The following is a 14,923-nucleotide window of genomic DNA, read 5'->3' on the forward strand; positions in this document are numbered from 1 at the left end:
GAAGCCTGGGCCCCACGGGAATCAGCGGCCCACTGCCGCGCGCGCGAAGTGGTGCGCGAGGCGGTGGAGCAGCTCGGTGTTGTCGGCCTCGGCGGCCTTCAGCCTGGGGAGCTGCGCCTTCAGCTCCTGGAGGCTCTTTTCCCGCTGCTGGAGGTCGTCCGCTTCCAGGTCGTACCACCGCCCCAGCTCCGTGGCGGTCAGCTCCAGGTGGAACTGGAAGCCGTAGGACGGGCCCAGCCGGAAGGCCTGCTGGGTGTAGCGGTCCGTGGACGCCAGCAGCGTCGCGTCAGGCACGGGCGCATGGGTGTCACCATGCCAGTGCGCCACCACCGTGCGAGGCCGGGCAGCGGAGAGCACCGGGTCCTGCTGCGCGGCGGGCGTCCAGCGCACGGGGCCCACGCCCACCTCGAAGCCATTCTTCCCCGGGAACACGTCCGCGCCCGCCGCCGCCGCGAGCAGCTGCGCGCCCAGGCAGATGCCCAGGCACGGGCGCTCATAGGCGAGCCGATCCATCAGGATGCCAAGCTCCTCGCGGAGGAAGGGATGCTGGTCCGACTCATAGACGGCCATGCGGCCCCCCATGACGACGAGCAGCTCCGCGTCCACGTCCTCCCGGCGTACCGTCCGGAAGCGATGCACCAGCGAGAACCCCGCCGCCTGCAACACCGGCCCCAGCAGGCCGGGCCCCTCGTGCTCCTCGTGCTGGAACACCACCGCGCGCATCGACGTCACCTCCCGAACAGCGGGGCACCTCCCCGCCGTCCCAATCGTATGCGCACGACCTGCGGTTGTTGAGGCAGGTTCCTACCTGCGGCCCATCGTCCTTCCCGCCCAACGGGGCGCGGACGCGGTCCCCGTCGCGGGTGCCGCCGGGCCCATACTTGCTGAACGCAGAGTCCTTCCCGGACGACGGGTTGCGGGCGCAGTTCACGTCACGGGTGCCGTCGGGCACACACTTGCTGAAGGTGGCGCCCGCGCAGCGCTACTCGGCGGAGGGCACCGGACAGCGGTGACGGAAGCTGTCGCTGAGTGCCACGGCCACCAGCAGCTCGGGGAGCCGGTGGCCTTTCTCCGCGAAGCGAGTGTCCACGTACCGCACGGTGGCCTCGTCGGCGTCCGTCAGCGCGCGCCCCAGACCGTAGGCCAGCGCCTGGCGCGTCATGCACGTCGCGAAGGCGGGGTCGCTCTTGAGGATGCCCGCCAGCTCGCGCGGGCCCTGGAAGGCCACGCCCTTGAAGCTGCCCGAGGCGTCCACCGGCGAGCCGTTGTCCAGCTCCCGCCAGGCGCCGGCCGCGTTGTAGTTCTCCAGACCGAAGCCGATGGGGTCCAGCAGGTCGTGGCAGCTCGAGCAGGCCGGGTTGGCCCGGTGCATCTCCGTAATCTGTCGCAGCGTGGCGCCGGGGGGCACCTGCGTGGGGAGCGCCTCCACGCCTGGAGGTGGCGGGGGCGGCTCCTGGCACAGCAGCTTCCCCAGCACCCACTTCCCCCGGAGCACTGGTGAGGTGCGCGTCGCCAGCGACGCCTGCGCCAGCACACCGGCCTGGCCCAGCACGCCGCCGCGGCGGCCATCCCCCGTGCTCACGCGCGTCACCGTCGTGGAGCCCGGCCGCGGCAGCCCGTAGTAGTCCGCGAGCCGGTCATTCACATAGGTGAAGTCCGCGTCCAGCATCTCCAGCGCGCTGCGGTCCTCCTTGAGGAAGGCGCGGAAGAAGCTCTCTCCTTCCTCGCGCATGGCGCGCTTGAGGTCCGAGTCCACGCCGGGGAACAGCTGCGGGTCCGCGGTGATGCCGTCCACCTTGCGCAGCCCCAGCCACTGGCCGGCGAAGTTCTGCACCAGCGCCTCGGCCCGGTCATCCGCGAGCATCCGGCGAACCTGTGCCTCCAGCACCTCCGGATCGCTCAGGCGCCCCGCGTCCGCCAGCGCCGTCAGCTCCGCGTCGGGCTGGCTGCTCCAGAGGAAGTACGACAGGCGTGAGGCGAGCTCGCGCGGAGCCAGCTCGCTCTTCCCCTGCCCCGGCGCCTGCGTCTCCACGACCTGGAAGAGGAAGTGCGGCGACAGCAGCACCGAGCGCAGCGCGAACTTCGCAGCCAGCTCGAAGCCGTCACCGGACTCGCGCACGAGCGAATACACGCTCATCAGCTCCGCGACCTCCTCTGGCTTCGCGGGACGGCGCCAGGCGCGCGTCGCTAGCGACTCCACCATCTGGCGCGCGCAGGGCTCCTCTCCCACCACGGCCGGGTCGCAGACGCGCAGGTGGCGCTCGGTCGCGACGGACGTGGGCACCAGGGAGCGGACCTCCAGCCAGTCCAGCAGCAGGTTGCGGTCCGTGGACGTCTCCGGGTCATACGTATCGTTGGTGAAGCGCACGGCGAAGCGCTTCGCGCCGGGCGCGTCCACCCGCACCTGCCGCGAGTACACCGTGGGGCTGGTGGCGGGCACGTCGAACGACGCCACCACGACGCCATCCAGGAGCCACTGCATCTTCACTGGCTCGGGCGGTGCCTGCGTGCCCCAGGCGCGCACGGACAGCTCGTACTCGCCCGCCTGCGCGAAGGTGAAGGTGGCGGTGAGGTCGCCGTTGGACCAGAGGTTCCAGACGGTGCCGTTCTGCTCGCTGCCGCCGGTGGTGGCGCTCGCGGACTCGGCTTCGATGCGCACCGTGCCGCCGCCGGAGCTGGCGGCACCGTCACGGGCCCAGGCCTGGTCGATGAGCCGGCCCGCGGTGGCCTCGTAGGCCTCCACCAGCGCGGGAGAGACGCCCAGCAGGCTCGCCTCGTTGTCGAAGCCGTGCCCGGTGGGGTCCGCCGGGAAGGTGGTGGCCGGACGGCTCGTCTCGCCCAGCAGGTCGCGCACGGTGTTGTCGTACTCCGTGCGGTTCAGTCGGCGCAGTGAATGAGCCCCGTCCGAGCAGTGCTGCGCGGCGACGACGGGCTTGGGGTCCTGGATGCGCGCGACAGGCAGCTCGTCCGAGCACGCGGTCAGCAGCAGGGGCACGCCGAAGAGAATCGAACGCGTCTTCATGGTGTCCCTCCGCTCACGCCAGTCCGGACAGGGGCCCCTGCGCCAGCGGACCGAAGTTGCCCCGAGGAATCTCGAAGGCCTGGAGGATGGACAGCAGGACGTCGCCGCAGCGCTTGCCCTGCGCCCGCATGTGCCGGCCCGGCCGGATGGCGCCGCCCGCGCGGCCCGCGAGCAGCACGGGCATGTCGTAGTGGTTGTGCCAGTCGCTGTGGGAGATGTCGCTCGAGTAGAAGACGGCCACGTTGTCCAGCAGCGCACCCTCCCCCTCCGGCACCGCCTTCAGCCGCTGCACCAGGTGCGCGAAGCGGGACACCTGCCACCGGTCAATCTCCACCTTGGCCGCCAGCTTGACCGGATCGTTCCCGTGGTGGGACGCGTCGCCGTGGTGCGAGAAGGCCCGCCCGTTGACGGTGAACATCATCGGGCTGACACACATGCCGAGCATCAGCGTGGCGACGCGGGTGGCGTCGCACTCGAAGGCCTTCACGATGAGGTCGCACATCAGGTCGGCGTAGGCCGTGGCATCCATGGGGATGCCCACCGGCCTCGCGCCCGTGGCGCACGCGAGCGGCGGTGCGCCCTGCTCCGCCTTCTGGATGGCCAGCTCGAGCTCGCGGATGCCCGTGAGGTACTCGTCGAGCCGGAGCTTGTCCGCCTGGCCCAGCTTCGTCTGGAGCGCCTTCGCCTGTGACGTCATCCGGTCGAGCACGCTGCGGCGGTACATCCAGACGCGCCGCTCCTGCTCGGTGGGGCCCTCCGCCTGGAGTGAGCCGAAGAGCCGGTCGAAGAGGACGCGCGGGTTGTAGGTGTTGGGCAGCCGCTGGCCGCGGGAGAAGGTGACCCGGCAGTGGTCACCGCCGCTGCAGTGGTCCTGCGTGTCGTCGTACGAGGACGTCTTCGGGTCGATGAACCCGTCGCCATTCTCGTCGCGGTAGCCCGGGTTGTAGTAGCCGTTGTTCTCCACGCTCAGCGTGAGCGAGGGCACGCGCACCTGCGAGGACGTGGCCCGCGCAATCACCTGGTCGATGGAGTCCGTGGTGCCCGGGACGATGTGCTCGGAGGCGGTGAGCATCATCCAGAAGCCGCCCTCGTGCGTCTGTTGATAGTAGTCCCACGAGCCGAGCCGCAGGCCGCTCAGCACCAGGACGTCGTCCTTCACCGGGGCCAGCGGCGACAGCGTGGGCGTCAGCGCGTAGTTCGCGCCCTCGGTGGTGGGGAACCACTGGTCCGGGACGACGCCCGCGGAGTGGAAGATGCCCACGAAGCGCAGGGGCGGCTTTGTCCCGGCGGCCTGCGCACGGGCCATGGAGGGCGCCATGGCCTCCAGCCAGGGCAAGGCGAGCGCCGCACCCGCGGCACCCCGCAGCAGGGTGCGTCGCGAAAGCTCCCAGGGTTTCATTTTCGGCACGGGGGTCCTCGGGGGTCTGAGCCGGTGCCGTGCTCAGCAACGAGGGTGCCATGGCCGAAAAGCGCCAGGAATTTCGAAGAGTTGCAACCCTCGTGGACTCCCGAGAGCCGCAGGGGGGGCCCCACCCCACACCCGGGTGTGGGGTGTCGACCCCGAGTCTCAGGATTTGGGCTTCTTGATGCGGAGCAACCCCTCCTGGGCCACCGAGGCCACGAGCCGGCCGTCCCGCGTGTAGACACTGCCGCGCGAGAGCCCGCGCGCGTTGCCGGCCCAGGGGCTGTCCATGGAGTACAGCAGCCAGTCGCCCACCTTCAGGTCTCCGTGGAACCAGAGGGCGTGGTCCAGGCTGGCGCCCAGGATGTGGGGCTGGAAGAAGCTGGCGCCGTGGGGCTGGAGCGCGGTGCTGATGAGGTTGAAGTCGGACGCGTAGGCCAGCACGTACCGGTGCACCTGCGGGTCCTCCGGCAGGTCGCCGTTGGCGCGGAACCATACGTGCTTGATGGGCTCCTTCGCCTCCGGCTTGAACGGGTCCACCGGGGCCACGGGCCGGATTTCAATGGGCTTGTCGCCAAGGAACTTCTCGCGGAGCGCCGGGGGGATGCGGTCCGCCAGGCGGCCGAGCAGCTCCTGTTCGGAGGGCAGCCCTTCGGGGCCGGGGACCTCGGGCATGGGGGCCTGGTGGGCGAAGCCGGACTCGTCCCCGTGGAAGGAGGCAATCATCGTGAGGATGGGCTCGCCCTTCTGGATGGCGACGACGCGGCGGGTGGTGATGCTGCCGCCATCCCGCACCCGGTCCACGGTGTAGACCACGGGAAGGGACGCGTCTCCCGGCCGCAGGAAGTACCCGTGCAGCGAGTGGACGTGGCGCTCGGGAGGCACCGTCTGGCTGCCCGCGGAGAGCGCCTGCCCCAGCACCTGCCCGCCGAAGAGCTGGCGGAACCCCAGGTCCTGGCTCCTGCCGCGAAACAGGTTCTCCTCGATTTTCTCCAGTTTCAAGAGCTCCAACAGCTCGTTCAGGACTCGGCTCATGCCCCTCTCCTAATCGAGCCGGGCACCGCTGTCTCGGGCGCCGAGCGGCGCCGGGGCGTCCGCTACCAGACACCGGCCGTGGCTCCCGCCCCCATGTTTCACTCGCCGAATACACGTCTCATGCGCCGCGCCGCAGCGCGGCAATGACATACGGCGTCATGGGTCACCCATTGACCAGGCAACCTTTTGGAGCGGGGACCTTGAAGCAGCCTGCCCTCCTGCGCGACGCTCCTGCTCAACGTCGGACACTCCACTGGGGGGCGAATGCAGTCGAATGTATTCACGGCGGTCCTCATGCCGCTGGCGCTCGCGGTCATCATGCTCGGGCTCGGCCTGGCGCTGACGCTGGCGGACTTCAAACGCGTCATTGTCTATCCGCGCGCCATCCTCGTCGGGCTCGTCTGTCAGATGTTGCTGCTGCCCGTCGCGTGCGCGTTCATTGCCCACGCCTTCGGGCTGCCGCCGGAGCTGGCGGTGGGCTTGATGCTGCTGGCGGCCTCTCCCGGCGGCGCCACGGCGAACCTCTTCAGCCACCTGGCGCGCGGGGACGTGGCGCTCAACATCACGCTGACGGCGGTGAACAGCGCGCTGTCGCTGGTCACCCTGCCCCTCATCATCAACCTGTCGCTCACGCACTTCATGGATGACGCCCGCGCGGTGCCCATGCAGTTCGCGAAGGTGGTGCAGGTGGTGCTCATCGTGCTGGTACCCGTGAGCGTGGGTATGTTCATCCGCTCGCGGAGCGCGGCGCTGGCGCAGCGGATGGACAAGCCCATTCGCGTGCTGTCCACGGCGTTCCTGGTCGCGGTGATTGCCGCGTCTGTCTACACGGAGCGCGAGAACGCCCTCGGCTTCTTCCGGCAGGTGGGCCCGGCGGCGCTGGCGTTCAACCTGGTCAGCCTGGCGGTGGGCTACTTCGTGCCCCTCCTGCTGCGGCTGCCCCGGCGGCAGGCGGTGGCCATTGGCATGGAGATCGGCATCCACAACGGGATGCTGGCCATCGCCATCGCGCTCAGCCCCACCCTGCTGGCGAACTCCACCATGGCCATTCCGCCGGCCATCTACAGCCTCATCATGTACTTCACCGCGGCGGCCTTCGGCTTCTACGTCAGCCGGCGCCGCGAGGACGACCCGCCTCCCTCCGCCGTCCCCCACACCCCCACGTCCCTCTCCGAGAAGGTGTCTTGATGACGCTGCGCCGACCGCTGTGCGCGTGGTCGCTGTCGCTCTGCCTGGGGCTCGCCGCGCCCGCCCTGGCCCAGGAGGAGCGGTCCGCCGTGCCAGAGACGCCGCAGACCGTGGCCGACCCCACGGACACGCCGAACGCGCCCTCGCTGCCGGCCCTGGGGCCGGACGTGCGGCTCTACGTCACCTCGTTCAACGTGGTCCGCTGGAACCCGCTGGGCCTGGAGTCGCAGAACCGCCTCCTGCTGCAGAAGCGCATGTTCGACGGCGACTCCATCCTGACGCGGGACAACTTCATCAACGGCGGCCTGTCCTTCAAGGCCAACCCCGCGAACCTCAAGCTGGGCCCCACGGTGGAGTTCCAGCCCCTGGCCATCCTCAACCTGCGGGCCACCTACGAGTTCGTCCAGTTCATGGGGACCATGGGGTTCCTCCAGTCGTACACCGACCCCAGGGCTGACTTCTCGGACGACGCGCGCGACCTCACGGATGAGCTCGCGTACAGCACCTCGGGCCACCACTACATCGTGGAGCCCACGCTCCAGGCGAAGTTCGGCTCCATCGTGGTGCGCGCCAAGGCGTCCATCGAGTACTGGAACATGGACCTGCGGGAAGGCAGCGGCGCGACGTTCTATGATCCGCTGCTCGACAGCCTCATCCCCGCGCGGGGCTGGGTCTTCACCAACGACAGCGACCTGCTGCTCCTGGCGACGCCGCGGCTCACCATGGGCGCCCGCTTCAGCGCCGTGTGGCCGCGCTACACCGACGCGATGGGCGCCGGGGCGGCGTCGGTCGACAACAGCCACATGCGCGTGGGGCCCCTGGTGGCCTATTCCCTGTCGACCCGGGAGTTCACCACCTTCAGCAAGCCCACGGTCATCCTCCAGCTGGCGTGGTACCTGAAGCACCCGAACCGGATGGGCGCGATGCCCTACATGATCGCGGGCTTCGCCTTCACGTCGGACCTGCTCGGCGGCCAGAAGTAAGCGCTCGCCGGGCCCCCGGGATTCAGGGTGCCCGGCGAGGAAGCGGTGGCGGGCACGCGCGTCCGCGCCCGCCCACCGGCATCAGTGCTCGTCGTGGGGGCCGTGCGCGTGGCCGTGCTCCAGCTCCTCCGGCGTCGCCTCGCGCACGTCGCGCACGGTGACCTCGAAGTGGAGCGTCTTGCCCGCCAGCGGGTGGTTGAAGTCCACCACCACGGAGTCGGCCTTCACTTCCTTGATGATGAAGTCCACCTCGTCGCCGTCCGGGTCCGTGGCGCTGAGCACGCCGTCGGCCACCAGCTCCAGGCCCTCGGGGAACTCGCTCTTCGGGACCTCCTCGACGCCTTCCGGGTCGTAGTCGCCGTAGCCCTCGTCGGGGGTCACCGTCACCTGGAGGGTGTCGCCGCGCGACTTGCCCTCGAGGGCCTTCTCCAGGCCGGGAACGATTTCGTCATGGCCCTGCAGATAGACGAGCGGCTCCCCGGGCTCGCTCTCATCCACGGCCTTTCCGTCGCCGAGGTGAAGCCGGTAATCGATGGAGACGACGCTGTCCTTGGTAATTTTCATGGGGCCCTCATAGCGCACGGCCGTGGCGCATGCCTCAATCATGTGCCCGTCTGACAATGGGGCGAGCGTCCCACCCTGCCGGACTGTCCGATTCCAGGGATGTGGCAACCCGGTCCGCTCAGGTTCCGGACCGGGGGCTCCCCATTCCCAGGTCCAGCGAGCCCGCTCGGGTGCTCCGGGCGATTCGCGCCTCCAGGCGGAGCACGCGGCGGTGGTGGTCCGGGGGCAGCTCCGCGGACGCGGACAGCTTCGCGTGGTGCAGCGCCCTCGCGAGGTCCTTGAGAGAGTGCTCGTAGAGCTTGGACAGCTCCAGGTGCAGCGTCGCGGCCTGGAAGCCCTTCGCGGCCTCCAGCGCCTGGTGCAGGTGCGCGGCCGCCGTCTGGGCATCCCCTGCCTTGCGGGACAGCCGAGAGGCCAGGGCCAACGCTTCGATGCCCACCGCGCCGCGGTCCCCCGCTGCCGCGGCCCGGGCGAAGGCCTGGGCACGTTCGTAGTCCCGCGCCCGGAGCGCCACGCTCGCGAAGCCCAGCAGGTCTCTCGGGTCCTCGTCCCGGGGCACGGCGGCCCCCGCGCCCCCCGCCCGGAAGCGGCGCACCAGCTCGCCCAGGAGGGCCGCCAGGAGGAGCAGGTCGTTGACGTTGTGCTCCAGCACGGGCGTCAGCGCCGCGCCGTCCCCGCCGCGCAGGTAGCGGAAGTACAGGTCGGGAATCAGCGAGCCGTCCACGTCGTCGACGCGGCGGAAGCCCAGGACCTGGTCCTCCAGGTGGACCAGCCGCGTGCCGGCGCCGCGGTGCTTGAAGACTCGGCGCGCGCAGTGGAGCAGGTCCAGGTGGGGCAGCTCCGCGGGCGCGGGGACGCGGTTGAGGACGAAGCGGGTGCGCAGGAGCGGCCAGTCGAAGCTCTTGCCGTTGAACGTCACGAGGCACGAGGAGCTCGCCATGCGCTCGGCGAGCGCGCGGAGCATCGGCGCCTCCTCGCCGAGACGCCGCAGGAAGAGCTGGTGCACCTTGAGCGAGCGGCCCTCGAACCACGCCAGCCCCACCAGGAAGGGCACCGTTCCGGTGCCGCCCGCCAGGCCGGTGGTCTCCGTGTCGAGGAACAGCATGCGCTGGAAGTCCACGCCGGCCAGGTCCGCGTGCAGCGCGAGGCTCGCGACCAGCTGCGGTTCCACGTCCAGGGCCGCCGCCACGGGCGCGGAGCCGTGGCGGTGGTCCGGTGGGTGGATGCGCTCGGAGACGTGGACGGTGCCATGCGCGGTGGTGCGGGCCTCCACGGGCAGCGGCCCGCGAGGTGGCGGAGGCGTGCTGCCACGCCGGGCGGCGGCGAGCCCCTGCCGCTCCGACCAGTCCGACAGCATCCGGCGCAGGGCGTCGACGCGTGGATCCCTCGGCGAAGGGGCGGCGGGCGCGCTCGGGCTGTGGGCGTCCGCACTGCGCGCTGGATGGAGGCCGCCGGCCTGCCCCCCGTCGTTGCTGCCCGACCGGGCACCCTGCGTGGCACCGGCTGCCACGGCGGCAACGTCCGCCGAAGCAGGAGGGCCTTCCGCAGGGCCCGGTTGAGCTCCATGTCCGCCACGGGTCGTCGCGGAAGCTGCTGAGCCGGCATCCGGGTCCACGTGCTCGACTGCGCGGCCCTGTTGGAGACGGGCTCCTGCCGCGGCCACGTGGCCATCGGCTGCGCCCGTTCGAGGTGTCTGCGAGCCGCCAGCCCCCGTGGATGCTCCGTGGTCATCGGCAGCCACACCGCCGTCCGCCCTGCCCGGTTGAAGCCCCTGCGACTCACGGGCTCCCGAGAAGGCCTCTGCGGCGCGCTCGTCCACACCGTGAGGCGCGTCCGCCACTGGATCCGCACCGCTGGGCGCCGGCAGGCGCGGCTCGCCGCGTCCGTCCGTGCTGCCCGTCTGCACCTGCGGCAACGCATCCGGCGCGGCCTCGGCCTGGGTCACAGGCACGACTGGACGCGCGGGCGCCCTGCCTCCGGGGCCCGCGCTCGTCAGGCGCGACAGCTTGCGCTTGAGATCCACGGCCGCGCCTCCCTGCTACTGCACTCCGGCGATGCCCAGCGCCGCCAGGATTTCGAGCCCCAGCCGCTTGCGCGGATGCGGGTCCACGGGCGCCTGCCCTGGCATGGCGCCTGTCGCGGGGCCGATGCAGGCGGGGCAGCCGTCCTCGCACGCGCACGACTCCAGCAACCGGCGCGCGCGGTTCAGCAGCTCGTCGCGCTGGTCATACAGCCGCGCCGCCAGCCCCACGCCGCCGGGCACGTTGTCGTACAGGAAGATGGTCGGGTCGAAGCCCACGCCGCCATCCTTGCGCGGCGGCCCCTCCGCGTCATCGCGGCTGCCGAGCGTCTTGCCCAGGTCCCTCGGGTCAATCATCAACCCCACGCACGCCACCGTGCGCAGCGCCGTGGCGACACCGCGCAGCGCATCGATGACCGCTGGGCGCGGCGCCCGCATCGAGCGCACCACCGCCTCGGGCACCGTCAGCCAGAGCGCCGCGGTGTGCATCTGCATCTCCGGCAGCGCCACCTCGCCGTAACCGACGTTCTCGTGCGTGTGGTACTTGATCTTCTTGTACCCCACGACCTTCTCGATGACGCTCACCTCGCCCATGCCCGCCTGGAGGTCCGGCCCCATGGGCGCGGCCTGGTCCTCCTGGATGACGTGCACGCGCACGTAGGTCATCGCATCGGTGAAGTAGTCCGGCGCCACCTTGCGCACGAAGGCCTTGTGGTTCTCGTAGTCGAAGCGCTCGACCTGATACTGCTCGGCCTCGTGCTGGTAGATGGCCTGCTCGTGCAGCATCGTGTGCGCCGAGCGGAAGTCCATCTCCGCCAGCGTCCGGTCCGTCCCCTTCTCGATGATGACCACGTTGTCCCAGCCGACGCTGCGCAGGGACACGTGGTTCGCCGGGTACGCATCCGTGGACCAGTGGAACACGCGGCGCCCCGCCTCACCGATGGTGGGATGCACCACCTCGTGCTGCGCGAGGAAGCCGAGCGCGTCCGCCGTCGACTCCGGCGGCACGTCCCCGAAGGGCTCCCCTTCCTCGAAGGGCAGCTCGAAGGAGGCGCACTTGAGGTGCTGGACGAGAATCTCCACGTTGTCCGGGTCGATGCGCGCGTGCTCCACCGGCGAGCCGATGAGGAAGCGCGGGTCTCCCGCGAGGTACTGGTCCAGCGGCGCGCTCGACGTCACCAGCAGCGCCAGGCTGCTCTCACCGCGCCGCCCTGCCCGGCCGAAGCGCTGCATCAGCGCCGCCACCGAGCCCGGGTAGCCCGCGCACACCACCGCGTCCAGCGCGCCGATGTCGATGCCCAGCTCCAGCGCGTTGGTGGCGACGACGCAGCGGACCTCGCCCGCGCGCAGCGCCGCCTCCGTGGCGCGCCGCGTGCCCGGCAGGTAGCCGCCGCGGTAGCCCTGGATGAGGGATGGATCCAGCTTCTCCTCGACGAAGCGGTCGCGGAGGTACTTGAGCATCACCTCGATGTTGTTGCGCGACTGGCCGAACAGCAGCGTGGACACGCCCGCGCGCACCAGGTCCGCCGTCAGCCGCACCGCCGTCTTGAGGTAGCTGGCGCGGATGCCCAGCTCCGGGTTCACCACGGGCGGGTTGAACACCATGACGCGCCGCTCGCCCGAGGGCGCGCCGCTCTCCGACACCAGCGACACCTCCCGCCCGAGCATCCGCCGCGCGTGCGCCTCCGGGTTGCCGATGGTGGCGGACGCCGCGACGAACACCGGGTCCGCGCCATGGAAGCGCGCCACCCGCTGGAGCCGGCGCAGCACGTTGGCGAGGTGCGAGCCGAAGACACCGCGATACGTGTGCAGCTCGTCGATGACGACGTAGCGCAGGTTGGAGAACAGCCGCGCCCAGCTCGCGTGGTGCGGGAGGATGCCGGTGTGCAGCATGTCCGGGTTGGTGAGCAGCACCCCGCTGCGCTCCCTCGCGGCCCGCCGCGCGTCCGCGGGCGTGTCGCCGTCGAAGGTGATGGCACCGTGGGACAGGCCCGCCTCCCGCATCAGCGCGCGCAGGGACTCTTCCTGGTCACGTGACAGCGCCTTGGTGGGGAACAGATACAGGGCCCGTGCCTGCGGCTCCTGCGCGAAGCGGTCCAGCAGCGGCAGGTTGTAGCAGAGGCTCTTTCCGGACGCCGTGGGCGTGGCGATGACCAGGCTGCGCCCCGCGCGCGCCAGCCGGTAGGCCTCCGCCTGGTGCGAGAAGAGCTGCTGGATGCCCCGCTTGTGGAGGGCCTCGCGAACCTGTGGCGCCACTTCGTCCGGAATGGGAGCGAAGACGCCAGGGCGCGCGGGCGTGGTCTCATCCAATGCGAAGCAGGACCAGAGCCGCCGGTCCGCCCGCCAGCCGTCCAGCACGGAGTCCAGTCCGCGAGGCGCGTTCCACGGCGTGCGGCGGGCCCCTCCGAAAGCGCCCGGTTCCTTCTCTGGCTTCATGGGCCGGGCACTGTACAGACGTATACCGAGGCAAACAACGCGGGACCGCAGCCCACTCGTTTGACCTCAAGTGAATTCCGCGCGAGGCGGACGGAGAGGCGCTGCACTACTGTGCCGCGCCGTGGCCCTCGCCATCTTCCTGTTCACCTACGTCTTCATTGCCGGTGCGCGGCTTCCGTACCTCAAGCTGGACCGTCCCGGAGGCGCGCTGCTGGGCGCCGTGCTGATGGTCGTCTTCGGCGTCGTGACGCCCGCCGAGGTCTTCAACCACAGCGACAATCCCGACCGTCACGCCATCGACGCGGACACCATCGTCCTGCTGCTGGGGATGATGCTGCTCGCGGCGTACATGTCCCAGGCCTCGTTCTTCCGCACCGCGGGGGCCTGGGCCGTGCGCAAGGCGCATTCGCCGCGGTTGCTGCTGCTGGCGGTGACGTTCATCTCGGCCGTGCTGTCCGCGTTCCTGGTGAATGACACCGTGTGCCTGATGCTCACGCCGCTGGTGCTGGCCACCGTGGAGGACGCGCGCCTGCCGCCTGCTCCGTACCTGCTCGCCGTGTGCATGGGCAGCAACAGCGGCTCGGTGGCCACGTTCACCGGCAACCCGCAGAACATGCTCATCCAGGGTGCGTCCGGCCTGTCCTACGCCAGCTTCGCGGCATACATGGCCCTGCCCGCCCTGATCTCCACGGCCATCGTCGCCGGCGGGCTCCTCTACCTCTTCCGGCATGACCTGCCGGTGCGGCGCTTCGAGCCCAACCCACCCCCGCCGCCCGTGGACCGGGGCCTGCTGGCGCTCACCCTGGTGGTGCTGACCGGCGTCGTCGTGGCCTTCTTCATCGGGCTGCCCATGAGCTGGAGCGCCCTGGCCGGGGCGGCCCTGGTGATGGCCCTGTCCCGCCGCGAGCCGCGCGAGGCGCTGGAGCGCGTGGACTGGGTGCTGCTCCTCTTCTTCGCCAGCCTGTTCGTGGTCGTCTACGGGGTGAACAAGCACGGCTACGCGGAGGACATCCGGGCCCTGTTCGCGCCCCTGATGGCGGGCCCGCCGCTGCGCGAGACGCTGGGCTTCGCGGGGCTGACGCTGGTGGCGTCCAATCTCTTCAGCAACGTGCCCTTCGTCATGCTCGCGCGGACCTGGGTGCCCACGCTGCACGACGCGGAGCTGGGCTGGCACGTGCTCGCGCTGGGCTCCACGCTCGCCGGCAATCTCACCCTGGTGGGCAGCGTGGCCAACCTCATCGTCTTCGAGGCCGCGCGCGGCAAGGTGAACATGAGCTTCCTCAGGTACCTGCGCGTGGGCCTCCCGGTGACGCTGGTCAGCTTCGTCGTGGGGCTGGGCGTGCTGCTCCTGGAGCACGCCCTGTTCTGAGGACGCCGCCGCGCGACTAGGGGTCCGGGTCGGGCAGCTCGCCCGGCGCCAGCTCGTCCTCGGGCGGCTTCGTCGCCTCGGGCGCGGGGGCCCCGGCCCGGCCGGGAACGACGTCCGACGCCGCGGAGGCGCCCCGGGCCGGCGGAGCACCGCTGCGGTCCGTGGGCGTCAGGTCCTTCACGAACACCTGCGCCACCTCGTCCAGCATGGACGTCATCGCCTCGCGGAAGAGCGAGGGGTCCTTGCCCACCTTGAACGGGTCGAGGTGCGGCTTGCCCTGGGACACCTGGTCGACGGAGAACGGCCGGCGCCAGACCTCGGAGCGTCCGTCCAGCGTGAACATGCGGCCATAGCCGCGCAGGTACGCGCCGGCGTGCCCGTCGTCGCTGCGCATGCCGTAGTCCTCGATGACGAACTCGACGATGGTGTCCGCGCCCAGCGAGGCCACCAGGTCATAGTCCGGCGCGTTGGCGGGGACCTCCTCCACCAGGAAGCTCTCCAGGACGGACGCCACCCGCGCGGGGTCCACCACGTGCGTCCACGGATACTCGCGCGGCAGTTGCGACAGGGTGTTCACCCGGAGCCGCTCGGAGACCTCGAAGCGCGTCACCGCCTGGAGCAGCTTCACCGTCAGCCGGCGGTCGGCCTCCACTGGCTCCAGCTTCTTGAGCTTGTTTCGGTACGCCGAGTCCTCCCGGAACACGAGGCTCTTGGGGCCGGCCCCGTCCTCGATGCGGGAGATGAAGGCCGGACGCCGGACGCGGTCCAGGTCCGCGCCAGCCAGGCGCTGCGACGCACAGGCCGAAACGAGCGCCAGTGCGAGAAACGGCAGTATCCGTCGCGTCATGTGGAGACAGTTGTACCCCATTCCCTGTCCTCACGCTCCCCCCGGCCTCTGACGTCG

General features: G+C 70.7%; 11 protein-coding genes. 3 read left to right on the forward strand and 8 right to left on the reverse strand.

Going from position 1 to position 14,923, the window contains the following annotated elements:
* Positions 1-21 precede the first annotated feature (21 nt).
* The 4 genes from VZL07_RS34845 to tesB all read right to left on the reverse strand — a co-directional run bounded on the left by VZL07_RS34845 (position 22) and on the right by tesB (position 5,459).
* A complete protein-coding gene (locus VZL07_RS34845) occupies positions 22-723 on the reverse strand; it encodes a glutamine amidotransferase-related protein (RefSeq protein ID WP_426752250.1) in 702 nt (233 codons plus the stop codon).
* A gap of 259 nt (positions 724-982) precedes the next feature.
* Positions 983-3,022, reverse strand: a complete 2,040-nt coding sequence (locus VZL07_RS34850) for a DUF1592 domain-containing protein (RefSeq protein ID WP_426752251.1) — start codon at positions 3,020-3,022, stop codon at positions 983-985.
* Positions 3,023-3,035: 13 nt separating this feature from the next.
* Positions 3,036-4,421, reverse strand: coding sequence for a DUF1552 domain-containing protein (locus VZL07_RS34855; RefSeq protein WP_426757437.1), 1,386 nt, complete (start codon positions 4,419-4,421; stop codon positions 3,036-3,038).
* 168 nt (positions 4,422-4,589) lie between these two features.
* A complete protein-coding gene (tesB, locus tag VZL07_RS34860) occupies positions 4,590-5,459 on the reverse strand; it encodes an acyl-CoA thioesterase II (RefSeq protein WP_426752252.1) in 870 nt (289 codons plus the stop codon).
* Between the two features lie 264 nt (positions 5,460-5,723).
* On the opposite strand from tesB, the gene VZL07_RS34865 reads away from it, so the two are divergent.
* Both VZL07_RS34865 and VZL07_RS34870 read left to right on the forward strand, forming a co-directional pair.
* Complete coding sequence (locus VZL07_RS34865; RefSeq protein ID WP_426752253.1) at positions 5,724-6,647, forward strand: bile acid:sodium symporter family protein; 924 nt, start codon at positions 5,724-5,726, stop codon at positions 6,645-6,647.
* Positions 6,647-7,630, forward strand: a complete 984-nt coding sequence (locus VZL07_RS34870) for a hypothetical protein (protein WP_426752254.1) — start codon at positions 6,647-6,649, stop codon at positions 7,628-7,630. Before VZL07_RS34865 ends, VZL07_RS34870 begins: the two co-directional genes overlap by 1 nt.
* A gap of 81 nt (positions 7,631-7,711) precedes the next feature.
* Here the strand turns inward: VZL07_RS34870 and VZL07_RS34875 are convergent, their stop codons facing one another.
* From VZL07_RS34875 to VZL07_RS34885, 3 genes are all read right to left on the reverse strand, one after another.
* On the reverse strand, positions 7,712-8,194 hold the full coding sequence (locus tag VZL07_RS34875) for an FKBP-type peptidyl-prolyl cis-trans isomerase (RefSeq protein WP_426752255.1): 483 nt from the start codon (positions 8,192-8,194) through the stop codon (positions 7,712-7,714).
* Positions 8,195-8,312: 118 nt separating this feature from the next.
* On the reverse strand, positions 8,313-9,551 hold the full coding sequence (locus VZL07_RS34880) for a ribonuclease H-like domain-containing protein (RefSeq protein ID WP_426752256.1): 1,239 nt from the start codon (positions 9,549-9,551) through the stop codon (positions 8,313-8,315).
* A 681-nt stretch (positions 9,552-10,232) separates the two neighbouring features.
* Positions 10,233-12,650 carry a DEAD/DEAH box helicase gene (locus tag VZL07_RS34885; protein ID WP_426752257.1) on the reverse strand — a complete coding sequence of 806 codons (2,418 nt, stop codon included), beginning with the start codon at positions 12,648-12,650 and terminating at the stop codon, positions 10,233-10,235.
* Positions 12,651-12,771: 121 nt separating this feature from the next.
* Between VZL07_RS34885 and VZL07_RS34890 the strand changes: the two genes are divergently transcribed.
* Positions 12,772-14,019 carry an SLC13 family permease gene (locus VZL07_RS34890; protein WP_426752258.1) on the forward strand — a complete coding sequence of 416 codons (1,248 nt, stop codon included), beginning with the start codon at positions 12,772-12,774 and terminating at the stop codon, positions 14,017-14,019.
* 16 nt (positions 14,020-14,035) lie between these two features.
* On the opposite strand, the gene VZL07_RS34895 is transcribed toward VZL07_RS34890, so the two are convergent.
* Entirely contained in the window at positions 14,036-14,866 is an 831-nt protein-coding gene (locus VZL07_RS34895) for a hypothetical protein (protein ID WP_426752259.1), read from the reverse strand.
* Positions 14,867-14,923: the final 57 nt, after the last annotated feature.

Origin of the sequence: Pseudomyxococcus flavus, from assembly GCF_050038885.1 — a bacterium.
Classification (GTDB): domain Bacteria; phylum Myxococcota; class Myxococcia; order Myxococcales; family Myxococcaceae; genus Myxococcus; species Myxococcus flavus.